The 23,744-nt window shown below is 52.4% G+C and carries 23 protein-coding genes and 1 tRNA gene; 12 read left to right on the forward strand and 12 right to left on the reverse strand.

Translation table 11 applies throughout. From position 1 onward, the window contains the following. Positions 1–134 precede the first annotated feature (134 nt). Both C7B82_RS01090 and C7B82_RS01095 read right to left on the reverse strand, forming a co-directional pair. Complete coding sequence (locus C7B82_RS01090) at positions 135–2,390, reverse strand: ATP-dependent helicase (protein WP_106254471.1); 2,256 nt, start codon at positions 2,388–2,390, stop codon at positions 135–137. Positions 2,391–2,451: 61 nt separating this feature from the next. Then, positions 2,452–2,868, reverse strand: coding sequence for a DUF1824 family protein (locus C7B82_RS01095; RefSeq protein ID WP_106254472.1), 417 nt, complete (start codon positions 2,866–2,868; stop codon positions 2,452–2,454). 237 nt (positions 2,869–3,105) lie between these two features. Between C7B82_RS01095 and C7B82_RS01100 the strand changes: the two genes are divergently transcribed. Then, positions 3,106–3,741, forward strand: a complete 636-nt coding sequence (locus C7B82_RS01100; RefSeq protein WP_106254473.1) for a (2Fe-2S) ferredoxin domain-containing protein — start codon at positions 3,106–3,108, stop codon at positions 3,739–3,741. A gap of 49 nt (positions 3,742–3,790) precedes the next feature. Here the strand turns inward: C7B82_RS01100 and C7B82_RS34085 are convergent, their stop codons facing one another. After that, positions 3,791–3,925, reverse strand: coding sequence for a hypothetical protein (locus C7B82_RS34085; RefSeq protein WP_281258899.1), 135 nt, complete (start codon positions 3,923–3,925; stop codon positions 3,791–3,793). Between the two features lie 23 nt (positions 3,926–3,948). Then, positions 3,949–4,401 (reverse strand): CAAD domain-containing protein, encoded by a 453-nt coding sequence (locus tag C7B82_RS01105; protein WP_106254474.1) that lies wholly within the window; start codon positions 4,399–4,401, stop codon positions 3,949–3,951. Between the two features lie 833 nt (positions 4,402–5,234). Between C7B82_RS01105 and C7B82_RS01110 the strand changes: the two genes are divergently transcribed. The 4 genes from C7B82_RS01110 to C7B82_RS34910 all read left to right on the forward strand — a co-directional run bounded on the left by C7B82_RS01110 (position 5,235) and on the right by C7B82_RS34910 (position 10,832). After that, the gene (locus C7B82_RS01110) at positions 5,235–6,959 is read left to right on the forward strand and encodes a putative bifunctional diguanylate cyclase/phosphodiesterase (RefSeq protein ID WP_106254475.1); all 1,725 of its coding nucleotides are present in this window, start codon (positions 5,235–5,237) and stop codon (positions 6,957–6,959) included. 216 nt (positions 6,960–7,175) lie between these two features. Beyond that, a complete protein-coding gene (ppsA, locus tag C7B82_RS01115) occupies positions 7,176–9,617 on the forward strand; it encodes a phosphoenolpyruvate synthase (protein WP_106254476.1) in 2,442 nt (813 codons plus the stop codon). A gap of 157 nt (positions 9,618–9,774) precedes the next feature. Continuing rightward, complete coding sequence (locus C7B82_RS01120) at positions 9,775–10,533, forward strand: HEAT repeat domain-containing protein (protein ID WP_106254477.1); 759 nt, start codon at positions 9,775–9,777, stop codon at positions 10,531–10,533. Positions 10,534–10,631: 98 nt separating this feature from the next. Continuing rightward, on the forward strand, positions 10,632–10,832 hold the full coding sequence (locus C7B82_RS34910; protein WP_106254478.1) for a DUF3096 domain-containing protein: 201 nt from the start codon (positions 10,632–10,634) through the stop codon (positions 10,830–10,832). Here the strand turns inward: C7B82_RS34910 and C7B82_RS01130 are convergent. Next, positions 10,829–12,064 carry a BaiN/RdsA family NAD(P)/FAD-dependent oxidoreductase gene (locus C7B82_RS01130; RefSeq protein ID WP_106254479.1) on the reverse strand — a complete coding sequence of 412 codons (1,236 nt, stop codon included), beginning with the start codon at positions 12,062–12,064 and terminating at the stop codon, positions 10,829–10,831. The genes C7B82_RS34910 and C7B82_RS01130 overlap by 4 nt on opposite strands. Before the next feature lie 271 nt (positions 12,065–12,335). Here C7B82_RS01130 and C7B82_RS01135 point away from each other — a divergent pair, with 271 nt between their 5' ends. Next, positions 12,336–13,484 carry a DUF3747 domain-containing protein gene (locus C7B82_RS01135; RefSeq protein WP_281258900.1) on the forward strand — a complete coding sequence of 383 codons (1,149 nt, stop codon included), beginning with the start codon at positions 12,336–12,338 and terminating at the stop codon, positions 13,482–13,484. A gap of 104 nt (positions 13,485–13,588) precedes the next feature. Here C7B82_RS01135 and C7B82_RS01140 read toward each other — a convergent pair whose 3' ends face one another. Beyond that, on the reverse strand, positions 13,589–14,476 hold the full coding sequence (locus C7B82_RS01140) for a glycoside hydrolase family 19 protein (RefSeq protein ID WP_106254481.1): 888 nt from the start codon (positions 14,474–14,476) through the stop codon (positions 13,589–13,591). A 355-nt stretch (positions 14,477–14,831) separates the two neighbouring features. Here C7B82_RS01140 and C7B82_RS01145 point away from each other — a divergent pair, with 355 nt between their 5' ends. The 3 genes from C7B82_RS01145 to C7B82_RS01155 all read left to right on the forward strand — a co-directional run bounded on the left by C7B82_RS01145 (position 14,832) and on the right by C7B82_RS01155 (position 16,569). Further along, entirely contained in the window at positions 14,832–15,872 is a 1,041-nt protein-coding gene (locus C7B82_RS01145) for a hypothetical protein (protein WP_106254482.1), read from the forward strand. A gap of 61 nt (positions 15,873–15,933) precedes the next feature. After that, positions 15,934–16,004 (forward strand) — tRNA-Gly (locus C7B82_RS01150). 16 nt (positions 16,005–16,020) lie between these two features. Beyond that, positions 16,021–16,569, forward strand: a complete 549-nt coding sequence (locus tag C7B82_RS01155) for a transposase (RefSeq protein ID WP_106254483.1) — start codon at positions 16,021–16,023, stop codon at positions 16,567–16,569. A gap of 357 nt (positions 16,570–16,926) precedes the next feature. Here the strand turns inward: C7B82_RS01155 and C7B82_RS01160 are convergent, their stop codons facing one another. Further along, complete coding sequence (locus C7B82_RS01160) at positions 16,927–18,402, reverse strand: aromatic ring-hydroxylating dioxygenase subunit alpha (RefSeq protein WP_245939674.1); 1,476 nt, start codon at positions 18,400–18,402, stop codon at positions 16,927–16,929. A gap of 314 nt (positions 18,403–18,716) precedes the next feature. Between C7B82_RS01160 and C7B82_RS01165 the strand changes: the two genes are divergently transcribed. Then, entirely contained in the window at positions 18,717–18,932 is a 216-nt protein-coding gene (locus C7B82_RS01165) for a WYL domain-containing protein (RefSeq protein WP_106254484.1), read from the forward strand. A gap of 312 nt (positions 18,933–19,244) precedes the next feature. On the opposite strand, the gene C7B82_RS01170 is transcribed toward C7B82_RS01165, so the two are convergent. Continuing rightward, positions 19,245–19,442, reverse strand: a complete 198-nt coding sequence (locus C7B82_RS01170) for a hypothetical protein (protein WP_106254485.1) — start codon at positions 19,440–19,442, stop codon at positions 19,245–19,247. 713 nt (positions 19,443–20,155) lie between these two features. Between C7B82_RS01170 and C7B82_RS01175 the strand changes: the two genes are divergently transcribed. Then, entirely contained in the window at positions 20,156–20,338 is a 183-nt protein-coding gene (locus C7B82_RS01175) for a hypothetical protein (protein WP_245939675.1), read from the forward strand. Next, positions 20,335–20,640 (forward strand): ATP-binding cassette domain-containing protein, encoded by a 306-nt coding sequence (locus C7B82_RS01180; protein WP_245939676.1) that lies wholly within the window; start codon positions 20,335–20,337, stop codon positions 20,638–20,640. The genes C7B82_RS01175 and C7B82_RS01180 overlap by 4 nt, the downstream gene beginning before the upstream one ends. 99 nt (positions 20,641–20,739) lie before the next feature. On the opposite strand, the gene C7B82_RS01185 is transcribed toward C7B82_RS01180, so the two are convergent. The 4 genes from C7B82_RS01185 to C7B82_RS01205 all read right to left on the reverse strand — a co-directional run bounded on the left by C7B82_RS01185 (position 20,740) and on the right by C7B82_RS01205 (position 23,667). Further along, the gene (locus C7B82_RS01185) at positions 20,740–21,954 is read right to left on the reverse strand and encodes a tetratricopeptide repeat protein (protein ID WP_106254486.1); all 1,215 of its coding nucleotides are present in this window, start codon (positions 21,952–21,954) and stop codon (positions 20,740–20,742) included. Then, positions 21,948–22,217, reverse strand: coding sequence for an LLM class oxidoreductase (locus tag C7B82_RS01190; RefSeq protein ID WP_219903864.1), 270 nt, complete (start codon positions 22,215–22,217; stop codon positions 21,948–21,950). The genes C7B82_RS01185 and C7B82_RS01190 overlap by 7 nt, the downstream gene beginning before the upstream one ends. Positions 22,218–22,531: 314 nt before the next feature. Beyond that, on the reverse strand, positions 22,532–23,227 hold the full coding sequence (locus C7B82_RS01200) for an IS630 family transposase (RefSeq protein WP_106254488.1): 696 nt from the start codon (positions 23,225–23,227) through the stop codon (positions 22,532–22,534). Then, positions 23,224–23,667, reverse strand: coding sequence for a helix-turn-helix domain-containing protein (locus C7B82_RS01205; RefSeq protein ID WP_106254489.1), 444 nt, complete (start codon positions 23,665–23,667; stop codon positions 23,224–23,226). Before C7B82_RS01205 ends, C7B82_RS01200 begins: the two co-directional genes overlap by 4 nt. Between the last annotated feature and the right edge of the window lie 77 nt (positions 23,668–23,744).

Raw genomic sequence — 23,744 nt, forward strand, 5'->3', positions numbered from 1 at the left:
TTCAAAAGCGATTCCGTCTTTAACCTAAAGCTGGTTACTTAATGTGGCCTGAGAAATGGCTAAGAGTAATGCTCGTTAACCGCTTTAAGCTTCATCGCTAAGCGCTCATTTTCCCGATCGGAAAACCGAACGACTTAAGCCATTACCGAGGTGGGAAACCGTTCCATCAGTGCTGGTAAGGCAGGGCACGGCTCACGGTCTTGCAGATTTTCGGGCTTATTCCAGGTAAAGGGAGCTTTCCGCGCGGCTGATAGCCACAGCAGTCGTTTGGCTCGCGTCATCGCCACATAAAGTAAGCGAAATTCCTCAGCAGTCTTGAGGTTTTTGGCGCGTTCCCAGGCAGCATCGATCGACGGCAGCGGAAACTGGTTGTGCAGGCTGGCGCGAATTTGGGCACGGGCCACTTCTGCCAGGGTAAAATCGCCCAGGAATTGCCCTTGTGGCGGTATCCATTGGCTACCAGGAATGGTTTGCTCATGCAAAAAAGGGATAAAGACGTAATCCCAGTCCAGCCCCTTCGCTTTATGCATGGTGATGACGGTGAGCTGGCCAAGGCGAGTGTAGCGCTCTTCAGCATCATCGGCATCGACAGGCTCAAACTGTTCTGAAGCAACGATTTCATTCAAGCTGCCTAAAATGGCTGCAAGCGTCTGATTACTAGCGAGCTGTTGAGCAATGCGTTCTGTCAGCTTATCAGCGGTTGCCAGCTCCGTCTGTTCATAGTCAAGCGTTAACGCCAGGAAGGGGATGAGCTGGGCTGGTGGCAGCTTTAAGCGCGCATTGAGGAGACTATTGCAATAGTGACGTGCTTCGATGACCGGTTCTGGCTGCAAGGGGTCAAGTGGGCCAGGATAGAGAAACTGTTCAGGGAAACCGACTAACGCGTTGAGATCTTGCGTAGGAATACGCTTACGAGCGACCAAAACAGTCAGTGCAGCTTTTAAGTGATCCGGCGAATGGGGACGATCGAGGAAGTTTAGCAAAGTCAACATTTCCACTGGTACATGAGACTGGCGATCGCGCTGTCCCACCTCATAGACCAATAATTTATCCCCGTACCAGCGATGCAGTTCTTTCGCGACAAAGCGCCCCTGATCATTCGTGCGCACCAGTACTGCCGCCTGCCCTTGAGGATGCTGTTTGAATAATTGCAGCGCTCGCTGACCAATGCGCTCCACCGTCTGATACACATCATCTGGTGTATGCAGCTCTAGCCCCTGCCCTTCTGGAACCGGATTCGCATTGGGCTGCGGATCGTCTCGATCGACCGGGCAAATTGCCTGTACGCGAAACGGTTGCTCCACACCTGCTAGCCTGGATTTATTGACCCACTGCAACACAAAGTTCGCTGCCTCAATGATGGGGCGACTACTCCGTCCCGCTTGCGTCATGGTTGCTAGACGGTTTTGAGTGCGACACTCCTCACAGAATTCTCGAAAAAAGATGGGGTCTGCGGGTGTAAACGTCGAGTTAATGGCCTGGTTTGGATCGCCAACGCGCACCAGATTGTAGCGATCGCGGTTCATTGGGTCAGCCGGATCAGCCGCTAGAAGCTCCAGCAATCGAGTCTGAAGCGGGCTAGAATCCTGAGCTTCGTCTTCAAAGACGGCAAACACTTGCTGCTGCCATGACTGGCGCACGGCGGGATCTTCCAGAACCCGTAGCGCTGCCAAAATCATTTCGTCATAGTCAATCAGGTTACGAAAGCGGAGTTGGGTTTGGTAGAACTCGTACAAGCCCGCCGCGATCGTCAACACAGTGTAGGGATCATCCACTTCATTGCTCTGCGATCGCAGGTCGTCTGGCAACAGCCCTGAACTTTTCGCCTCATGAATCACCGTCGTCGCCAGTGCAGGCAGCACCTCTGTTCGCAGGACCGACTGACGACGCAGACGCTCGGTTTCTTCACCATCAAACTGGCGTCCCTCCAGCAACGTTTGATAGTGACGCGCATTGGCCGAGATCCATTGCTCAACGCAGGTGCGAATGAGTCGATGGTTTTGGTTGGGCGTTACCAGCACACTGTCCTGGTTCAAGCCAGAGAGTTCTGGGTGGGCACGCGCGATCGTCCAGGCCAGTCCATGCAGCGTTTGCACCACAAAGCCACCTGGTGGTAGCCCTAGCGCTTTGAGATTCTGACGAATCTTGGTTTTAATATTCGCGGCCGCCGATCGTGTAAAGGTCACTACGACTAACTGGCGACGCGTATTGAGCTGATGTTGAGCAATCGCGATCGCGGCAGCGACTGCCATCCCTGTAGACTTCCCCGCACCGGGCACAGCCGAAACGGCTAGAGGGCCTCCCTGCCACAGCGCAAGCTCGCGCTGCCCCGGACGCAACCTGTCGCGAAGTTGCTCTAGCGAAACGTGAGCAGGCGATTCTACGGGCATGAGAAGGAGGAACTAGAGTTTTGAGTTTGGTTGCAACTGACCGCTGACCGCTAATTGCTGACTACATAAACAAATCCAGCGGCAAATGGCCAAACGTTTCATTGACATCTCCATCATAGGCAGATTGGCAGGAGACGAGCATGCCACGATGGACGCCGTCGTAGGGCGCTACGTGACAGCGATCGCGCTTCGGGTTGAATTTAACGTAGACCACACCTTCAAGCGGTGGGATCTCAGGCGTTATTTCATAGCCTAGCGCCGTGAGGTAAGTTTTGAGTGCTGTCGCTGCTTGCTCAAGCGTGTCTGCGCAAATGCCCAGGATCTGGTAGTCAGAATGAGCGGCTACTAGCAAGAGTGACTGACGCACTAGAACCGGGTCAAGAGTCGTTGGGGCGGACGCGCGATCCACACAAGTGAACTGCTTCAAAAGGGCTTGAGCGGCTTCCAGGGTGAGGTTCTCGGAGTCGATCGTTGGCATAAGTTGAACCGTCTACGTTGCATCAGCCTAGCATTCATCGGTTCACCTTCTAACAGGCTAGAAAACAAGAGCCATCGGGATACTAAACAATCGCTCGATCACCCTCTGGACAAAGCGAACGTAACGGCTGGCAAAGCCAGCGTTTTGTTGTAGCCTAGTAAATAAGCTTATTGAGTATTTTTCTCAATACCTGACTCGGTAATTGACCTGTTATCTTAACCTTCTCAAAGCAGCATCATGACCAAACTCGACCGACAACCATCAGCCTGGCATCTTGAAGGGCGTTTCTTGGGCTTCATGCTTAAAGATGACAAGCCCAAGCGTATGCAGCTCATGACCGCCAACGGTACGTGCAGCATCAAGCTTGCAAAGGACATACGTGCTTCTGTAAGCCAGACCTTGAATCCTGGAGACTGGGTTCAAGTGTGGGGCGAAACGAAGGCTGGCTACAAAGCAAAGGTTAGTGATAAGACCGATCGATCTCTGAAAGCTTATAAAGTCAGCAAGGCTGCTCCTAGTTCGATCGAGCAGACACTACCAGCCACGCCTCAAGAGACAAAACTTCAAAAGCCTGCTGCTAGCGCTACTATTCTCATCTGCCAGAAGTCTGATTGCATGAAACGCGATAGTAAGGGAGTCTGTCGTGCTCTAGAAACCGCCTTGAGCGATCGTGGCCTCACCGATCAAGTTACTATTCGCAGTACAGGTTGCATGAAAGATTGCAAAGTCGGCCCCAATGTGGTCTTCATCCCTGAGAAAACTCGCTATAGCAAGGTTTCTGCTCGTGACGCAGCAACTCTGATTGACAAACAGTTTCCAAAGCCAGTACAGCAAGAGTCAAGCGAACAGACCTCCCTCCCATCAGCCATCTGAGCTCTGACAAAGCTGCCTGTGGTGACTCTACTTGTAACAGTCATCTAAGCTACTGGTAAGAGCCATCTAAGCTCACCCTTACGCCCATCATCCGCGATCGCTCAACGTCAATTTGCTTTGCTAAAAAGACGTGTGTCATCTGGGCGAGGTCATCTGGGCGAGCTTTAGCACCCTCTGTGCGCATGACTAAACGTGCGCATCTAAACGCTAGGCTTTGGGCGTTCCTCGGCCTAAAACCTGGTCTCTAAGAGAGCCGAAGCTAGAGGCTAGCTCTTCTCGGTTGGAGGCTCTCCACAAATACCGATAGATAAACCATGCTGTGTAAGCAAAGCCAACCAGTTCAAACGTTGGCGCGAGCAAGGGGATGTCATTAATCGCATCCAGCAACGCAAGGGTTAATTTGACCGATACGATCGAGCCAAAAATAAGGCCAAGCGTAATGATGGGTCGCTTATACTCTCCAAAAAAGTCAGACAAATAGTCAGGCAATCCAGACAAGAAGGCATAAATGCGATCGCCAATCTGTTTGATCTGCTCGTTCGTGTCTGATTCAGAGGCAGGCGGCAACAAGAGCGGTTCCTCTACAGGTAAGTCTGTTTCAGGAGCAAAGCCTGAGGGGCTTGTGTCGGGAAACTCGGATTCTTTAACGTCAGGGCTCATACTCAACAACCTGGGATTAACAACCTGGGCACTGCTGGGTCAATAGGATAGCCCAGCAATAAAACGACGAATCTAGTTTGACAGCTTTTTTGACACTAACAACCTTAGATTCAGGTTTTATCATTAGTAAGACAGATTAAGCAAGGGCGCTTCCGGCTCCACTCGTGACGGGGGTAAAACGTTTGACTCGAGCTAGCTAGCTCAGTGCTCCAGCCAGTCAATCATCTAGAATCTTAGCTGAAAGCGGACGTCGTCCACGTCCAACACGTATTACCAAACAAGGGGTATTGACGTTCCTCGATAGAGGAATTTACTAAAAAGCTCCTCGATATCTCTGTTACTTATAGCAGTCCTTAATGATTTGTGATCAAGACTCCATCATTTAATGGTTAACGATCGTAGTGGTTAGCGATCGTGTTTGGCGATCGCGGCTGACTGATGGTCACTGATCATTGCTGCCAGCATGGGTCGAGAACGGCAATGAGCCATTCTATTTCACCCATTAGCCAATCAACTCTCAAGTTAATTTGCTCTCTACTAAGGGAACACTAGGACTTAAGAGGATGTTTGAAAAGCCGAGATTTGGGTAGCATTGGCGACTGAAGCCGCAGCAACACAGGCACTAGCGAAGCCCCATGCTCGAAGGCTCTAACCTTCCTCCGCACGGTACGGAAACCCTTACTTTGCCTGAGTCCGTGTAGACGGACTTGGTTTATACAGTCGCGGTTTTAACTGCAGAAGACGTTTCAAACAGACTCCAAGGCTTGCTTTGTTCAACGCTAAGCATTAGAAGCCAATCCCCCAACCGTGTCTGCCCACAGAGAGCAACGAAAATGACTCAGATATTGGTGATTGAGGATGATTCTGTCATCTGCACTCTGATTCTCAGGCTGCTGCAAGCGGAGGCGTTTGATGTGCTGATTGCTAATGATGGCTCTGTTGGTGTACAACTTGCACAGGCACATGAACCTGACTTGATCCTCTGTGACGTGATGATGCCTAAGTTCAATGGTTACGAAGTTTTGGAGGAACTTCGCAGCCAGCCAGCGACTGCGGCAATTCCATTCATTTTCTTGAGCGGTAAAGCCGATCACACCGATTTACGCCAAGGCATGGAGTTGGGTGCCGATGATTACCTGACCAAACCCTTCAAACGAGTAGAGCTATTGGGTGCCATTGCTGCCCGTTTAGACAAACGCGCTGCCCTAACAAAGCCTTACATCGACGAAATGAAACGGGCAGCCAAGAGCCTGGGGCAAATAGCGTACATCGATTCATTGACCGAGCTTCCCAATCGCCTTTCGTTTCATGCTCAATGTCAGGAAGCGCTCAAGCAGGCACAGCAAGACCATCACCTGGTTGCTGTAGTGCGCTTCAACCTTAAAGACTTTGGAGCAATCAACGCCACCTTGGGCTACTTCAATGGCGATTGCCTGCTACAAAAGGTTGCAAAGCGTCTCAAGGAAGCTGCCAAACATTATCCGGTCGCGCGCCTGGTTGGCAATGATTTTGGTCTGTTGCTCGACGACGTTACGAGTGAACAGGCGATCGCTGACCTGACCCAACGCCTTTTGACAGCCCTAACAGAACCCTATGCTCTTGATGGGCAAAACGTTCAAGTGCAAGTAAAAGTGGGCATTGCGTTCTATCCTGACCACGGTAACAGCCCCAACGAACTCTTTACCTGCGCCGAAACAGCCATGCGTACGGCACAAGGCAACCATTACCAGCTTTATACGCCCGCCATGACTGCCTTGGCGGCTGAGAGTCAGCTGATGCAGAAGCAACTGGCTCATGCCGTCAGTCAAGGCGAATGCCAGATCCATTATCAGCCACAGGTCAATTTGATCACCGGGCGGATCATTGGTGCTGAAGCCTTCCTGCTTTGGAACCATCCTGAACGGGGAGTGATTGCTCTCCAAGGGTTGCTGGCTGAGACGAAAGATGACGAGGTTGTCTGTGCGATCAATCAATGGGCGTTGGCAGCAGTCTGCAGGCAAGCAAAAGCCTGGCAAGCGATCGCGCCTCTACCCATTCGGCTGTCAGTGAATGTGTCTGCACGCCAGTTTCAACAAGACAACCTGGTCGCAACAGTGGCAGACATTGTGCAGCAGGCTGAGCTTGCACCAGAGGGGCTGATGCTGGAGTTTACGGAGTCATGCGCGATGGAAGCGGTGGAGTCTACCGTTTTGAAATTACAGTCACTCAGCGAAATTGGGGTGCAGATTGCGATCGATGCCTTTGGCACAGGCTTTTCATCGCTTAGCTACCTCAAGCGCTTTCCCCTCAATCTGTTGAAAATTGACCCGTCGTTCATTCAAAAAATGCTCACGGATACCAACGATGCCGCGATCGCCAAAACAATCATCGCGATCGGGCAAAGCTTACAGCTCAAGGTGATGGCTGAAGGGGTAGAAACAGCCGCACAAGTTAACTTTCTACGTCAAAGCGGCTGTTATGCCATTCAGGGCAATTGGTTTGGTCCGCCGTTGACAGCATCAGACCTCGAAGCGCTTTTACTGACTGATGAGCGCTTTGAAATCCATAGTGCCGAGTGAATGAGAGCAAGACCTCGACGCTCATCCACAATTCCGCACTGAAAAAAGTGCTCAGCCTTACAAAGTGTTGCTTTCACCACACATTTCTCGATCGTTGTGCCTACAACAGAGAGATAGCCATCATCTTTAAATCGTGAGCAGCCTTCTGATCTTAGGTATCAGCTAGAAGCTCAAAGCTAACCGCTACAGGCTTGAATCTTAAGGAGACTATCTGCCATGAGCACCGTTGTGCATCGAGAAAAAAGCCAGCAATCTGGAGAAGCGCAGGCGCTGGTCTGCCGCTTAGACCAGGTAGGCATGGGTGATGTGTCTGTAGTTGGCGGTAAGAATGCCTCTCTGGGCGAGATGCTGCAACAGCTAGTCAGTGAAGGCATTAACGTTCCTAACGGCTTTGCGACGACCGCTTTTGCCTACCGTCAGTTTGTGGCTGTAGCAGGATTGGAAACACGGCTGCGATCGCTGTTTGCAACGTTAGATGTGGATGATATGGACAGCTTGCAGCGGGTTGGCAAACAAGCGCGCCGTTTAATCCTACAAACGCCCTTTCCGCAGAACTTTCAGGACGCCATTGCTACAGCCTACGCTACCCTTTGTCAGGAGCAGGGGGCGGATGCCGATGTAGCTGTGCGATCGAGTGCGACCGCCGAAGATCTCCCCGACGCGAGCTTTGCCGGACAGCAAGAAACCTTTCTCAACGTGCACGGGTTGCAAGGTGTGCTTGAGGCTTGCCATAAGTGCTTTGCGTCTCTCTTTACCGATCGCGCGATTTCCTACCGCCACACCAAAGGTTTTGATCACTTCGATGTGGCGTTATCGGTTGGCGTCCAAAAAATGGTGCGATCGGATCTTGCTGCGTCTGGCGTCATGTTCTCGATTGATACCGAAACAGGTTTTAAGGATGTAGCGCTGGTCACTGCGGCCTATGGGCTGGGCGAAACCGTTGTACAAGGCTCCGTCAGTCCCGACGAGTTTCTGGTGTTCAAGCCAACCTTGAAGCGAGGCTTTCGCCCGATCGTGAAAAAGCGCATGGGCACGAAAGAAATCAAGATGGTCTATGACGAAGGCGGCACCAAGCTCACCAAAAACGTGCCCGTCAAAGCCAGCGATCGTCAGCAGTTTGCGATTACGGATGCAGAGGTGCTGCAACTGGCACAATGGGCCTGCCAGATTGAAGACCATTATTCCCGACTGAGTGGCACTCAGTCGCCGATGGATATTGAGTGGGCAAAGGATGGGGTCACTGGTCAGCTCTTTATTGTGCAGGCGCGTCCTGAAACCGTTCATTCGCAGAAAACGAGCAACATTCTTCGCACGTATCACCTCAAAGAGCATAGTGACATTTTGATTACGGGGCGCAGCGTGGGTGAGGCGATCGGGCAAGGCAACGCGAGAATTATCCTGGAACCGGAGGACATCAGCCAGTTTCAGGCGGGCGAAGTGCTGGTAACCAGTCGCACTGATCCCGATTGGGAGCCGATTATGAAAAAAGCCAGCGCGATCGTCACAGATCAAGGCGGTCGCACCTGCCACGCTGCCATTATTGCCAGAGAATTGGGCATTCCGGCGATCGTGGGTTGTGGCAATGCGACCGACGTGCTGAAACCAGGGCAGGCAATCACGGTTTCCTGCTGTGAAGGCGAAGAAGGACGTGCATATGCAGGACTGCTGCTTTATGAAGTTAAAGAAATGGCGCTCGATACGTTGCCCCGCACTCGCACGCAAGTCATGCTCAATGTGGGGAACCCGGAGGAAGCCTTCCGACTGGCGGCGATGCCGAATGATGGGGTGGGGCTAGCGCGCTTAGAGTTCATTATTGCTAACCAGATTCAAGCACATCCGCTGGCGTTAATTTATTTCGACACGTTGGATGGCAGCGACAAAGCAGACCTGGAGCAGTTGACTCGTCTCTACAGCAGCAAGCCAGAATACTTTGTAGACAAATTGGCTCAGGGGGCTGGCGCAATCGCTGCTGCGTTTTACCCGAAGCCCGTCATCATTCGCTTGTCAGATTTTAAGACCAACGAATACAGCAAACTTCTAGGCGGCAGTCAGTTTGAGCCCAAAGAAGAAAACCCAATGCTGGGCTGGCGCGGTGCCTCTCGCTACTATGACGAGCGCTATCGGGCTGCGTTCGCCCTGGAGTGCCAGGCCATGAAGCGGGTGCGCGACGAAATGGGCTTGACGAACGTGATTCTGATGGTGCCCTTTTGTCGCACGCCTGACGAAGGTCGCAAAGTGTTAGCTGAGATGGCAAAACATGGCTTAGTCAAGGGCGAAAACGGCTTACAGGTCTACGTCATGTGCGAACTGCCTAGTAACGTTTGGCTAGCGGATGAGTTCTGTGATGTGTTTGACGGCCTTTCGATCGGTTCTAATGATCTGACCCAATTGACGCTGGGCTTAGACCGCGACTCGGCGCTGGTGGCACACTTGTTCGATGAACGCAATCTTGCTGTCAAGCGCATGATTCAGCATGTGATTGCGATCGCTAAACAACGCGATCGTAAAATTGGTATCTGTGGACAAGCACCCAGCGATTACCCCGATTTCGCAAGCTTCCTGGTTGAGCAAGGCATCGACTCCATTAGCCTCAATCCAGATTCAGTGTTGAAAACAATCATGGTGATCGCGGAAGCAGAGAAGGGGAGTGGGGTGTAGGGAGGGGTGGAATGTTCCCATCGCCTCGCAACTCGGTATCCTAAGCGATCGGGCGATCGCTGTAAAGAATGGTGCTTGTCACTACTTCTGCTAGATGACAAGAAAAGTCGGATGTTGTGCCTTAGCGAGGTACACCTGGTAGGGTAAAGTTACAGATATGTATGACGACGATGACCTGAGTGTCCTCGATTTTGAGGGTGATCTGGAGAGTCCTCTAGATCATATGGAACCTGTTGATCCTGGGTTAGAGGAGCCAAAGCCTGACCCGGATGAAATGTTGCGTCTATTAGAGGCAACCGACACCAATCAGCGGATGCTGGCGACCCGAGCGTTTTGTGAGCTCCAGGACGATCGTGCGGTGCCTCGTCTGATCCAACTTTTGACTGATCCGTGCCCACTGGTGCGCGTGAGTGCAGCGTATGCTTTGGGTCGTAACCCCAGTGTGGATGCGGTAGAGCCGCTCATTGCGCGCTTCAACGACGATTGGAATGGCTATGTCCGTAAGGGCGTTGTTTGGGCCTTGGGCAACTGCCGCGATCGGCGTGCGTTGCCAACCTTGATTGAGGCACTCAAAACGGATATTTCGGCGGTGCGGTTGTGGGCAGCGAGTTCGCTGGCACAGATGGCGGCTGTGAGTTACGATGCCGTGGTTGCATCCATCCCACCGTTGATTGAGTCAGTGCGCCAAGATCCCGTTGCTGCTGTACGAAGCAATTGCGCCTGGGCGTTGGGACAGCTTTGCCGCGAGTTGCCTTCTAACATTGTGTACGGCACCACGATCGATGCCCTACTGGAAGTATTTGCTGAAGATGGGGAACTGGGCGTGCGCGAAGATGCCAAAGCGGCTCTACTTAAAGTGGGCGACCCCCGTGGCTTGCAGGTTATTGAAGCACTGGAACGAGAATGGTTCCTTTGAACCCTTTTTCTCTCTGCGGATACATCCTGATACCGTTAGTCTCGCAGTATGTTAAGCGTACCGATCGCTTCTAACCCATTCACTGCGAGGACTCCGTCGTGTTCAATTCCCTCTTTCTAACGCAGCACCTTTTTCTAGCACAACAAGTTGCTAATGTTCAGGTCAATTTTCGACTCAGCGGCATTGTTGCTCTCATCGCAGGCATTTTGATCCTGGCGATCCCCCGACTGCTCAATCTCATTGTGGCAATCTACCTGATTCTGACGGGACTGGTGCAAGTGTTCAATCTGAGGATCTAATTTGCACCCATTGCCTGTCCTGCAATCCAGCCCGTTGTCCAGGCACTTTGAAAGTTGAAGCCACCTGTGACACCATCGATATCTAGAATTTCGCCTGCGAAGTGCAGTCCCGGACAAAGCCGACTCTCCATCGTTTTAAAGTCCACCTCCTTAAGATTTACCCCACCACAGGTCACGAATTCTTCTTTGAACGCACCTTTACCGCTGATACTGTATTGTCCGCGGGTCAGCTCTTGAATCAGCAGATTCAGCGTCTTATTGGAAAGCTCTGCCCAACGGGTTTCAGCGGCAATCCCAACGTAGCTGGTGAGGCGCTCCCAGAGGCGACGTGGAAGGAGCACGGGACAACTGGTGGCGATCGCCCGTTTGGGTAGCTGCGATTTGACGGCTAAGAGCTGTTGCCGGAGTGCTTCTGGCTTCGGCTGCGGCAACCAGTTGACCAGCAGCGTTGCCTGATAATGGCTGTCGTGTAAGACTCTGGCTCCCCAAGCAGAGAGCTTGAGTACTGCTGGGCCGCTCATGCCCCAATGCGTTACTAGAAGTGGGCCTGTTTGCTCTAAATAGCTTTTTTCACCTGTTTGCAGCCTGAGATGGGCGCTGGTCACAGAGACACCTGCCAGATCTTGTAAGCGCTCATCAACAATGTTGAAGGTGAAGAGAGACGGCACGGGTGGTGCGAACGTGTGCCCCAAAGCGCGTGCGATCGCGTACCCCTGAGGGTTGCTGCCAGTCGCCAGTAGAAGGCGATCGCACGTCAGTACCTCACCGGCTTTCACATCTACCCGAAAACCATCTTCTTTTCGGGACACGGCCTTAACAGCAGCACCTTGCCACAGTTTAACGCCCATCGTATGAGCGGTCTGCATCAAACAATCGACGATCGTAGCCGAGTCATCGGTGATGGGAAACATACGTCCGTCTGCCTCGGTTTTGAGCGTGACGCCGCGAGACTCAAACCACTCCACCGTATCGCGTGCCTGGAACCGACTAAAGGCACCCCGCAATGCTTTCCCACCTCTGGGATAATGCTGTACTAAAAGTGCTGGATCAAAGCAGGCATGGGTAACATTACAGCGTCCGCCTCCCGAAACGCGCACTTTGGCAAGGGGTTGCCGAGCAGCTTCTAACAGCGTCACTCGACTATTGGGATTGTGACTGGCACAGGCGATCGCGCCAAAAAATCCAGCAGCCCCACCACCAACAACGACAACAGATAACGGATCAGACGACATAAGAGCAGGTGGAGCGAAAGGATAATGGCTAAAAGCGAAAGGCTGAAAGCTAAAGGATAAAACGTTTTGGTCCTGCGCTGCAGTTCTAACAATTAAACGACCTAAAAGGTTGCCGAGAGTTCCCGAAAACCACTACTACGTAAGGATCTGTGACATTTTTACGTGTCAGTCGAAAAATTGACACACTGCCGTTTGGTTTTGTCCGGAACAGTTACTTTCCCTGGTGGACAGGACAACAGTACCTACCTTCCGACCGAGACAAACGGCTATGATGACTCGACTAAAATTGGTTGCTTTGTCAACCTTGGCTTTAAGTTCCCTGACTCCGATGAAACCCGCTGATGCTGCATTGTTTAGCAAGGCGGCTCTCGATCCCAGCAAACTGACTCTGATTGCGTCACCCTATGGCAGCAATGCCCATCAACTTTTGATCGTTGAGCAAGTGTCGAATAACCGCGCTTGTTGGAGCGAAAGTGGCAGCAGTCCAACAGTCGTTGATCCACTCTTGGCAAATTTTGACTTTACGGGCATTTGTGGACGTAGTACTGATGCGAACGGTTACTCCATTCGGATGGGTGACCAGGACTTGGGGCTGCAATACAGCTTGCGAGTGGTACAGCGAAACGGTGATTTGCTGCTTGTAGGCGTTTCTAACCGCGATCGCACGGCACCAGAAATCCCGATCGGTCGGGCTGGCGGTGTCACGAATGGCTTTGCCAAACTGTACTTGAATCCTGGCTGGCGGATTACGCGCCGAGTCTACGATAACCAGCCGTTGGGACATTTCTATCTCACCAATGATCAACCGTTGAATAGCGCGATCGCGGCTGCTCCAGTAACGCTTCCAGCACCTGTCTCCCCGTCACTGCCAAAGCCATCATTGCCCTTGCCAGTGTCTCGCCCCGATATCATCATTACGCCTAACTCGACGGTGTCATCGCAGCCCACCCGACCTACTAGCACGTCGATTCCGATTCCTGTGCCCCCGCCAGAATCAGCGTCTGTTAAGGGCACGCTTCGTCCAGTTCCAGCGCTGACCCCATCGGCTTCAGTGCCTGCCCCATCAGTTTCAGCACCAACCACAACGGTTACCGTTTCTAGACCGAAACCAGCTGTCCCGTCGGGTGCCAGTCAGTCAGTGACAACGACACGATCGCCAGTCAAAGGGAAGCCCATTCGAGTGCCGATTCCCCCTGCTGCCACCCGACCGATTTTTGAGTCCAGCATCGAAGCCATGCAGCCGCCACCAGCGCCACCACTCGCGCCAGCGCCATCTGTGATCCAGCTGCCTGCTACTCGATCGCCCGTCACGCCACCATCCGTCACACGCCCTGTTGTACAGCCGCAACCGATCGTGAAAAACCCAACACCTTCGGCAGTCAAACCTGGAGACTTTGTTGTGCCAACGACAGCGCTTTGAGGATCGGCACCGCAACGTTGGTAGAGAGCAAAAGCAAATGGTCTTCTACCAGCGTTGCCGCTCGTTCCAGGATGTCTCAGAATTTGCACTTCACGGTTGAAGTCTTACGGCTTGAGCACGCGCTTTGCCGCTTGAAGCAGTTGGATGCGATCGTCTAGCCCGTTATAACCACCATTAATCACGCGGGTTACGGTTCTCACATCGTCATTGTCGGCATCACCATTGAGTTGGTTGGTCGCCCAAAACCAGCCAGCACTGCGGCTTGCCAAATCGGGACTGGCCAATTGTGTCGGATTGTTGATCAAATCCATACCTAAGGCTTTACCACAGGCAATGTAATTAGTCCGACCCGTCACCTGAATCAGCCCTCTGCCTTTAAAGCGCACCCCGTCACCGCTGTAAACATTGCCTAGATCATCACGACCCTCATAGTCTTCACCAGACGCATACTCTTCCAAGGCGTTAAAACGGTCGGACTCATGGGCAATCTGTGCCAAAAAGTGGGCTTGCCGTAACGGCGTCGAGACGTTGAACTCAACCATCGTACGGTTGAGATACGGCGTGAGTGCATTGATGCGGCTGGTACTGGCTTCAGGCGCGATCGCCAAGATTTGCTGGGGCGTCAACAAAAGCATTGTGCTGGTCGGAAAAAGTCCAGCATACGGTTGCTTCCCTGCTGGTCGATCGGGCAGATTGCTAAGCGCACGCAGCGCATTATCCACCAGCCCATCTTTATCGTTGACGCTTCCCTGGAGTTTGCCTGCCAGCTCTTGTAGCCGATTTGCGGCCCCCTGTCTGCCGACCTTAACGTCACTGACTGAAAACAAACCCGCATACGGTGGCTTATCGGTTGGGCGTGGTGGCAGGTTGCTTAAAACTCGGATGAGGCTATCCACCAGCTCATCGTTCTTGTTGGCAGCCCCTTGCAGCTTGCTGATCAACGAGCCTAAGCGTATAAAAGCTTGAATTCTCCAGATATCAAGTTGCGCCATAGTTCAGCACCTTTTGTTGATGGTGGTTTAGACCGACCTTGAAAACTAAAGCAAGGTCTTAATCTTTGTATGCTAATTATTCACACAGACGTGATGAATTGCTAGATTCTTGACTACAGCTTTACTAATAGGATTTACGGACTGACTCGGATTCCGGCAGCTTTCGCGTCAACCTGACTTATTGACATGATTGACATGCCGCTTGTCCCCTATTTACTTTACAGCAAGCTTCAGGCGGCGATCGCGGCATCAGTGATGGTATGACCGAGAGTGAGCTAGGATCAATGCGGCAACCGCTGGCTGAGTGCGCAAACTGCGAACTGCCTGCAAGATCAATTAACCCCTTGACACTGCGATGAGCCCTGCTGATCAACCTCAAGCGATCGATTGGCGACGATCGACTGATCCTCCAACCTTATGGCTGTCGCTGGCGTTGGGCTCCGTGCTGATCCATTTAGTGATCTTTATTCTTGTCAGTGTTGTTCTGACTCGTACGGCAAAAGTGCAGCTCGACGCCGAGCCCATTGCCGTTGAGTTCGTTGATCCAACGACAAATCCGGTACAAGCGCGATCGGCGACACCGAGTCGGGCGATCGCTGCGCGCCCTAGCCAAACCGTGCCCAATGCTTCAGCGAACCGTCAAGCGCCACTGACCACCCAGATACCTCAAGCATCTTTAGAACCAAGGCGATCGGTAGAACAACCTATTGCCCCACTACCGCCCGTCAAGCGCAGACCGCTTCCTCTCCGGACACGGCAACCACAACCCTTTAGAAACCCCTTGCCGTCTCAGCCCGATCCAGCGCCCAATTCTACTCAGCCTCAGCCCAACCCGTTTAGAAATTCGTTGCCACAGCAGCCCGATCGTCGAGACTTAACGCAGCCTCAGCCTGCTCCCAGCAATCCTTTTCAGACAGGGTTACCAGGCGCTCCGCCTAATCCCTCTGGCAATCCTGATCCACAGCCAGGCGGCTCCCAGGCACCAGCAGAATCAGGTACCGAGATAGCACAGCAACCCGGAGGAAACAGGGTTGCTGTCGTCATTTCTAACCCTCGACAGCCCTCTGTTGATCGTCAGCAGCAACCAGCAAAACCAAAGGAGCAGCAAAAAACGGTATCGATTTACTACTCTGGCGCTATTGCCCAACTACCAAGTCGCAGTATGAGTATAGAAGTGCCCTTGACAATCGACTCAAACGGTCGGGTTGTAGATATTGGCAGAGCGAGCCTTCTTTCTCCAGCGAGTTCGATCGATCAGGAAGAACTGGACAATATCGCCGACCAGATTTTTAAAACCTGGGAGTTTGAGCCTGCTCAAAACCTATCAGGTGACAATGCACCTTTAAAGCCTCTACTGTCAAATCTAACCGTCGACGCCCAAATTCAATTTCCCTAGTTCACGCTTCCTTAAGCTGCAAGTATGCTAGGGTTATAAATGCTTCACGCGTGTTACCCATGCGGGCGTAGTTTAGTGGTAAAACCTTAGCCTTCCAAGCTAATGATGCGAGTTCGATTCTCGCCGCCCGCTTCTCCCATGGACGACGTTGATCATCATCGACTCCCAAGCCGTAAAAAATACCTGCAACGCCAGTGTGGACTCGAAGGGCTTTTGTTTCTACAAAGCCACCAATGGGATCAAAAGGCATCTCGCCGTGGACACGCTGGGGTTTCCCTGCTTCACTCACGGCACCAAAGCGAGTGTTTCCGATGATGTGGGCTTGATTGAGCTGCTGACGCTCAACATCGCTTCTTGCCAAGCCAAACCCGTCGCTCTGCCCAAGACCACCATCCTGCTAGACCACGGTTATCACCTTGACGGTTTAATTGAGGCGTTAGAGCCGGTGTATCCCCAGCTCATGACGAAAATCAGCTTTGAGCGTTCGACGAAGCCCTCGAAACAAGCGAAAGCGGCACAAGGCAAAGCTGGCTTTGTCCCAGCCGTTGCAAGAGGGGTCATTGAACGCTCCAAAGCTTGGATGGAGCGTTGTAAAAGTCTGGTCAAAAACTTTGAGCGCACGCTCGCTCATGCCACGACCAAGATCAACCTCTGCTTTGTCAGGCTCTTGCTGAAGCGGCTTGCAGCCGCTTCCTGAGATCTCAAATGGGTTCTATAGGCTGAGGCAAGTTCTCAGGTGGCTGTTCAACTCCTGCTGCTGCCGACGCTCCAAGCTCTTCAGCACTTGCTTCATCGCTTTTGCACTGGTCACTGACCATAACTCGTGGCACAGAGCCTTGCCGCTTAAGCAGTTAGCGAAAGAATCGCTTGGCTGCCTCTGTATAGCGGTGTCGCTACCACAAGCCATCCAGCACCCTCGTGATACACCGCACGTTACCAATCATATGGCTGCCCTCAGAGGGCAGTTTGATAGATCGCTATCCGCATTGCTGACACCATTCCTGCGTCATTTCGTCGGTCCTTTAGAGTGCCCAAACCGTGAGGTATTGATGGATCAATCGTTATCGGCATGATGGAATTCATACACATAGAAAAGCTGGCGCAGTTGTTTGAGCCAATAGCCACTGATTCCTAGAAGCACTGCCACACCCAGGAGGAGTAGCACACTCAAGGGAGGCATTTGCCACAAAGAAGCCTGAGCCTGATGAGCAGTGGTCAGCGTATAGAAACGCGCATCCAGGAAAACAGCTAAGAACAGAGCGAACAAGGCTCCCCCCCAAACACCTGTTATCAGCCAAGTGATTCGCTTGAGTGCCCGTTGGCAGGTATGACAATGCTGTGTGTGCGTACCCCAAACGTCAAACAGAGCGCGATGGTTCCCACCAGCAATCGGTTCTAGATAATGCTCAGACCACGGTATACCGCCTCCGGCTCTGTTCTCTAGCCATTGACGAAAGGTGATGACCATCTTGTCTTGAGGATTGGGCGTATACACCTGTTCTAACCAACGTCCCTGGCGTTTTGCCAGTCTTCGCTCTTGATGATGCAAAAAGACCAGATCCTGATGAAGAAAGAGCGAGGCTAGTACATGCCCTAACCAGGTCGGCATCGGTAACGCGAAGAAGGCAAGTCCTGGCGGTGTTTTGCCTGCTGCATTTTTAAGCAGCACTTGACGACCAATATGACGGCACCACCCTGGGCGCGTTGGTGTTGCATAAAGGATCAGTAGGAGGCTCCCACCATCGCTAAACGTAGTCTCAATCCGCATCAGACAAGGCGGTTGGAAGTCGTGGCTCGTGCGCTGAATCGTCGGCGCTGTCGGTGTAACCGCAAAGGCAAACCCCTCTTGAGTGGAGATCTCTCGTAGCCGGGGCATATCGTAATACTTGGCATCCTGGTAGCGATCGCCCACCAAGCCATGATGCGAAACCGGCACATGGGCGGGATCAGCAACATTTTCCATAAAAAAATCCCATCCATAGGGCAAGTCACGGATATTCCAAAAGGCTTTGACGCTGTGCCCCGAGGTGTCATCCAATTCGGGTATGAGGCGAGGGTCACGCTGCTGGCTTTCTAACTCAGCAGCAGCACCTGCTTCAGCCCACACCCAAAGCAATCCTTGTCGTTCCTGCGTGGCATAAACCATCGCCCTGGCTTTGGGATTAGCGCAGTGAGTCGCTTCCGTAGCAGCGTCCTTTGACTGGGGCAGACTGACGCACTGACCCTCGCCGTTAAAGCGCCAAGCATGATAGGCACACAAGAGGGTGCCATCGGCTTCCACCCGCTCCTCTGACAGCGGCGCAAGACGGTGAGGACAGACATCTTCAAAACACCGCCAAGCGCCTGAACCATCTCGCCAAAGCACCATGTCTATCCCGATCACCTGGATGGCGTGTGGACGGTCAGGATCTAAAAATTCGACTACAGCCACCGGATACCATTGCTTCGTCCATTGGAACTGCCCATCGCGGTCTGATGGATCAGCCAGAGGATGAGCGTTTGTTTGTTGGGTTTGCGATTCAGAGAGCACGGCTTTTAAGGATGAGGGGGCGTTAGCTATGACTATACAAAGCTTTGCGATCGAAGGCGGACGGGTTGAGGGTAAAGTTCTCCCAACTCGCTTTGAGAGTGTTTTAGCGCCAAGCGGGTCGGTACGGCTGTCATAGGACGAGAGTCGCGGCGCAGTGCTGGGGCAGTCGTTGACGAAAACTTGGTCGTCGCGATCGCTACAGCACACTTTGCCCTTTTCGCTGCTCTTTCTGCCGCTCAGACCTGGGAACTGCTGCGCGTCTTAGAGACCCTTTCCTTTGTGCAGCCTCACCTGCAACTGGTTGTTCAAGCGCTGTGGGAACAGTTAACGGCGATCAATGCCCTTCGCCACCCACCTTTCGCCCGATCGCCTACAGCTGTTTGCCCGATCTGATTAGCCAAGCAATCACTGATCCCCTTGAGCAACAGAAAACCTTGAAGCTGATCGATCGTCGCTCCGCCAAAGATGCCTACTACGCTGTGTGGATTCGGGCAGGTGATATTAACGTCATGATGCGCTTGCGCGACTAGCGATCGAATGGAGAGGTGATTGCGCCCCTATGGCTAAGACAGCACATTACGGAGGAAGCCTACCAGGAGTTGGCAACCTATCGAGAGGAGCCGTGATTTTCTCCGTTGAATTTAGCAGCTGTCTCACCATTAGATTAGGCCCTACAGAGACAACTGATGAGCCAACAATCCATACTGATTAGTCAGATTAGCCAGATTAGCCAGTTTTCTTCAGTAGAGCTATAAGTTTGTTGCCAGCAAAGAAATTTGAGTACAAAGCTAGACTCTTCCTTGCGCAACGTTCAGTGTTGCAGACAACGTAAGACTGAGTCACTAAGATTCTATACCGCCAATCAAGAACTTCAGATCAGCACCACTCACATTGGCGTAACGGGTTTCACTGGGTGTGGGGAATTGCACCTCAAAGCCTTGGGAATGACAATACAGCACACGTCCAATCATGCCTTCTTGCAACGTCTCACTTAGGGTTCGCGTCAAGCCCACAATGTCATGGCGTTCAATGGGTGTCATAACTATGACCTCCAATTAGGACAGTAACCTTGCCCCACTCGGTGCAAGATATGTGTTTCATGCTGGCGCAAACCGGCTCTCTCTGCCTCTATCTTTAGACAGAGCGTACTCATTTTGGGGCTTCTTTTACGCACGCAAACAATCGTCTTAACGCTGTACCGCTGCCAGACCAGTGGCAGCGTGAGCCATCTGCAAAAGGGCCTAACCAGCGCGATCGGGTGCGCCGACCCTAGCCCGATTCCTTGCTTACAGGCATGACTAGACTACGGGTTGTGCCTGTTGTTTAAATTCACCCATAACGAACAGGTTTCGGCTATTGACCTTCCTTGCCATTTATGAAAAGATAAACCCTATCAAAGATCTTTAAACCTATCGGTTTAGTGTACTTGAATGAAGATGGTTGACGTTAGGACTGGCATCGACTCTGTTGGCGTTCCCCCTTTGCTGCCAAGCTTGAGGCATTGAGTCGATTAAAGGCCCCTGCGTATAGCGATGTCATGCAGCCAAGAAGAAGGCTTGAGGGCACAGGCGTAAGTCCTGATTGTTAAGCTTTACACCGATAAGCTTTGAGCTTAAGTTACACAGTTTTACTTCAATTGGATGGATTGTTCTATTTATATGAGCCATGACTGACGTCAAGTCCACACAACCTCCGCTCCGTTAGCAAGGCGGGGCTAAAAAAGCTGGCGGCCACGGCAAAAACGAACCCTAACGTGGTCAAGTCCCTAAAGCTCAAAACCATCTGTGAAGGGCGGTTTCGCAATCTCAACTATGTGCGTGACTTACCCGCCCATGTGATTGATGAACCACCCGGTTTGCTGGGACAAGATACGGCTCCAAACCCCTCCGAAGCGTGGGCTCTTGCCTCTCGGTGGGGATACAGAGTAAGCCATTGATTGCCTCTTTAACCGATGTCCCTCTGCGTGAACAGATGTTTCCCCTGCTGTCTGTGCAGCAGTTGCAAAAGCAATACAAGACTCGCCAGGGAACTCTAACCGCTTTTGAGGGGATTGATTTAGCAGTGCAGTTGGGTGAAGTCGTTTGTTTACTGGGAGCGAGTGGTTGTGGGAAGTCCTCACTGTTGGCAACGATCGCGGGGTTGCAGACAGCCGATCGAGGTGACATTTACCTGAACGGCAACCCGGTGCGAAGAAGCTATCCCCATGTGGGATCATTCAGAATGACAGATAATCGCTAACCCTTGCCTCCTCATTACCCCATCGTCCCAACGAAGTTTGCTGGATTATTATCTGCATCACTAAAGGTCGTTAAGTCAGGAAACCCTTTGCCATCGGCTTTAAGATTTGACTAGAGCGTGCTCGTACACGTGCTGGAACACTTGCCTTTGAGCATGACTGCCACCCACTCGTTGGAGTTGTGATAGGACAGGTCTCATCTGAGTGATAGCGGCCAACCATTTGCCCTCGGCATGGGCAACGAAACCGCGAGCGATGGGTAAAACCACTTCAGCCCAAACGGATTGCAGTGCATAGTGGCGATTGGCTGCATGACGTTCGATACTTCTGAGCATTTGTTCAGCCTGGTTTGATTGGCCGGAGCGCACTAAGCCGTAGATCAGGTGCAGGTCGGTCAGTGGTAAAAAGTGGTTGTGCATCTGCGATGGCAGGGAAGGGCCGATCGCCTGCCAGCGATCGCCGACATCCACCCCCTGCAATTCCAACCGCAACAGCAGGGCAATCGCGTTTACCTGGCAATGGCTATAGTCGTGGATGGCTTGTCCCCAAACCTTGCGATCATAGAGTTCCAAGACCTTATCAATGTCGTTTAATGCCAGATAATACAGTGCCAGATGCCACCAGTTATGGCAGCGAAAAGTGCTGCACTCCTCCCAGGTATCAGCGACACTTTCCAGCCAGGCAATACCGTCTTGCGCCCGCCCCTGTGTTTCTAGCACATGGGCAATGGCATGGTGTGCCCAGGGATCAGACCGTTGCATAGCCACCGCTCGCCTGCCTGCGCTTTCAGCCGCCTCTAACTGATGGTTTTGTTCCAGGGCGAACGCTAGCATGCCATGTACATAATGATTTTCCGCATTCGCTGGCAAGATGGTTTCGATCAGCTTCAGTAACCCCTGAGTGCTACCAGAAGCAAAGAGATGATGATACTGACCGATCGACGCAGAAACGAGGTCACGGGGATAGTTCTCTGCTAGTGCCTGGTGGTAGGCAAGGGCTTGTTGCACATCGCCTGCTGCCCAGGATGCGATTGCTGCGATCGCCCACTGCTCTCGTTCGGTTGCTTGTGCGGCATACCGCTGAGCCGCTTGCAGGTGAGGTGTCGCCAGGCGCAAGGAATCAGCCGTTTCGGCAAAGAGGTATAAAGCGGCAGCATAGGCATTGGCTAAGGGACTGGCTGGGTCTGCTGCCACACCGTTGAAGATTCGATCGGCGTGTTTGCCATAGCTGAGTAATTGAGTGGTGAACTCGTTGATCGCCTCCACGGTTTCTGGCGCATCCGTTGTTATGCTCAATCCCTGAGCATCGATCAACATAAGGGTAGCCTCCGCTTGGCTTCCAATTGGCGCACCAGCGGAATGACTGTGCGACCAACCGCCTCTAACTCATCGGCATCATGCAAAAACCCACACAAAATCAGATCCACGCCAATGGCATGATAGGCGCGGATCTTTTCCGCTACCTGCTCAGCCGTTCCAATCAAACCTGTTTTGAACCCATCATTGGGTTGCACCAGATTGGCAAAGTCTGAATTTGCCCACATTCCCACCTTATCCGTAGACCAGTAACCAAACTGCATATCCATACCCTTCTAATGTCAGACCGTGCCGGAGAATGTCATACGCTGTCGTTACATGAAATGAGACTCAAGCACGATCAGCCAGTACCAGAGTAGACAGACTAAACCTGACTATCTCTACACGTTCTCGTCTCGTTTAGGCTCGATAATAGCGATATCGCCTTAGCCGCTTGCGCTGGATGCTTGATCATGACAACCTTTGTTGCTCTGGATTTTGAGACTGCTGATCACGGACATGATAGTGCATGCTCTGTGGGATTAATCCGAGTGGAGGGCGATCGAATTGTCACCAGCTTTTATAAGCTAGTGCTGTGTCACAGCTTAATTTTAGGGTAGACAGAAGTGAGTTTGCATCGGGCATCATCGACTTTCATTTGCCAATCAACTCCCCGTTGCATGCGGTTGACATCGGTTGACCAAGCCTCCGTTTCTTGCCGCAATGTTGCGATGTCTCCAAAGCGTCTACGACTCACACATTGCCGGGTTAACGCACTCAGTTCATTCTCAGCGATGTTCAGCCAACTGCCATGTTTTGGCGTCTGACGAAACTCGATACGGCGCACCAATTGACGGGCTCGCTCTGGCTTAAAGGCTTCATAGAAGGCTCCCTTGGTGTGGGTATTGAGTTGGTCGCACACCAAAATGACCCGCTCGCACTGGGCATAGCGCCCCTCCAACAACCGAGCCATCTCAATTGCCCCATCCACTTTGGTGCGCCTTGGGCGCACCGCCACGTCCCGCCAACCCGCTAACGGTTCCGTGAACATGAAGATACTGGCAACGCCTGCACGCTCATACTCATAATCAATCCGTTTGCCATGTTTATCGGTTGCGGGACGGGGTTGGCGCACCTCCCTTTGCAGTTGCACAGGCTGTTCGTCCATACATAACACTGGACAACGCGCATCATAGGGTTGGGCGTAGGTGTCCAACACGTCTTCCATGTGTGCCACGAACTCAGCATCGGCATCGGGTGGAATGACCCAATACTCAAGCTTGCGGTTGGTCATCCCGTTTTTTTCAGGGTGCGTCGGATGGTTTCGTGACTGATGCGCTCAACCAAACCCAACTCGACCACCTTGCGGGATAATAACCGCAGCGACCAATGGGCATAGCCGTTGGGGGGTGCTCCTAGACGCAGGGCAAGGATGTGCGCCTCCTGCTCCCCATCCAGCAGTTTCTCAATCGGAGGGGTACTGCGACGGGCACCATTGAGAGTTTCTTCAAAGCCCCGCTCCACTAACCGTTGTCGGATATTCTCCACCGTTTTGGTGCGGCAACCAAAGGCTTCGGCAATGCGCTCGTCTGTCCAGTGTGACCCGGCAATGTCAGCTTTAAGCAGAATTTGGGCACGCCGAACCTTTTGTCTGCTGCCGTCCAGTTTCTTGATCACTTCTCGTAGCTGCTGTCGTTCCTCGTCAGTTAAGCGGACAATGTATTTCTTTTGCATAAAGCACCCTCTCGCTTTATCCAATTTCGTCGATTTGGACGGGTTTGCCAATCCTAATTCCTAAACGTGACGCTGCA

The organism is Stenomitos frigidus ULC18 (genome assembly GCF_003003795.1).
GTDB classification, from domain to species: Bacteria; Cyanobacteriota; Cyanobacteriia; order Leptolyngbyales; family Leptolyngbyaceae; genus Stenomitos; species Stenomitos frigidus_A.

Bases quoted from the DNA above. Each gene is read 5' to 3' on its own strand.
- C7B82_RS01095 (WP_106254472.1), bottom strand. From the start codon at position 2,868: ATGCCAACGATCGACTCCGAGAACCTCACCCTGGAAGCCGCTCAAGCC.
- C7B82_RS01110 (WP_106254475.1), top strand. From the start codon at position 5,235: ATGACTCAGATATTGGTGATTGAGGATGATTCTGTCATCTGCACTCTG.
- C7B82_RS01135 (WP_281258900.1), top strand. From the start codon at position 12,336: ATGACTCGACTAAAATTGGTTGCTTTGTCAACCTTGGCTTTAAGTTCC.
- C7B82_RS01090 (WP_106254471.1), bottom strand. From the start codon at position 2,390: ATGCCCGTAGAATCGCCTGCTCACGTTTCGCTAGAGCAACTTCGCGAC.
- C7B82_RS01170 (WP_106254485.1), bottom strand. From the start codon at position 19,442: ATGACACCCATTGAACGCCATGACATTGTGGGCTTGACGCGAACCCTA.
- C7B82_RS01190 (WP_219903864.1), bottom strand. From the start codon at position 22,217: ATGCAGTTTGGTTACTGGTCTACGGATAAGGTGGGAATGTGGGCAAAT.
- C7B82_RS01130 (WP_106254479.1), bottom strand. From the start codon at position 12,064: ATGTCGTCTGATCCGTTATCTGTTGTCGTTGTTGGTGGTGGGGCTGCT.
- C7B82_RS01105 (WP_106254474.1), bottom strand. From the start codon at position 4,401: ATGAGCCCTGACGTTAAAGAATCCGAGTTTCCCGACACAAGCCCCTCA.
- C7B82_RS01200 (WP_106254488.1), bottom strand. From the start codon at position 23,227: ATGACCAACCGCAAGCTTGAGTATTGGGTCATTCCACCCGATGCCGAT.
- C7B82_RS01140 (WP_106254481.1), bottom strand. From the start codon at position 14,476: ATGGCGCAACTTGATATCTGGAGAATTCAAGCTTTTATACGCTTAGGC.
- C7B82_RS01120 (WP_106254477.1), top strand. From the start codon at position 9,775: ATGTATGACGACGATGACCTGAGTGTCCTCGATTTTGAGGGTGATCTG.
- C7B82_RS01145 (WP_106254482.1), top strand. From the start codon at position 14,832: ATGAGCCCTGCTGATCAACCTCAAGCGATCGATTGGCGACGATCGACT.
- C7B82_RS01185 (WP_106254486.1), bottom strand. From the start codon at position 21,954: ATGTTGATCGATGCTCAGGGATTGAGCATAACAACGGATGCGCCAGAA.
- C7B82_RS01100 (WP_106254473.1), top strand. From the start codon at position 3,106: ATGACCAAACTCGACCGACAACCATCAGCCTGGCATCTTGAAGGGCGT.
- C7B82_RS01205 (WP_106254489.1), bottom strand. From the start codon at position 23,667: ATGCAAAAGAAATACATTGTCCGCTTAACTGACGAGGAACGACAGCAG.
- ppsA (WP_106254476.1), top strand. From the start codon at position 7,176: ATGAGCACCGTTGTGCATCGAGAAAAAAGCCAGCAATCTGGAGAAGCG.
- C7B82_RS34085 (WP_281258899.1), bottom strand. From the start codon at position 3,925: ATGCGCACAGAGGGTGCTAAAGCTCGCCCAGATGACCTCGCCCAGATG.